At 46.0% G+C, this 261-nt stretch carries 1 protein-coding gene; it reads left to right on the forward strand.

Annotation, left to right across the window (positions count from 1 at the left end; all coding sequences use genetic code 11):
- A partial coding sequence (locus AAEY68_RS21230) for a transposase domain-containing protein (protein ID WP_350586846.1) occupies positions 1-209 on the forward strand: 209 nt, incomplete at its 5' end.
- Positions 210-261 lie beyond the last annotated feature (52 nt).

The following is a 261-nucleotide window of genomic DNA, read 5'->3' on the forward strand; positions in this document are numbered from 1 at the left end:
CGGTAAAACCGTTTGTGATAGGCCGAAAGAATTGGTTATTTAGCCAAACGGCTAACGGTGCCCATGCTAGTGCCACCCTTTACAGCATTGTGGAAACCGCCAAGATAAATGGTCTAATCCCATTTAATTACATCTGTGCTTGCCTTGATGAACTGTGCCAGCCTGAGCCCGATATCGACAGCTTGTTACCCTGGAATTTTAAAACATAGGTGTAGTTCGCTAGACGCTCACGAATAATGTACACAAGTCTCCCGCGTAGGT

Origin of the sequence: Pseudoalteromonas sp. RB2-MNA-CIBAN-0110, from assembly GCF_040309305.1 — a bacterium.
GTDB classification, from domain to species: Bacteria; Pseudomonadota; Gammaproteobacteria; order Enterobacterales; family Alteromonadaceae; genus Pseudoalteromonas; species Pseudoalteromonas arctica.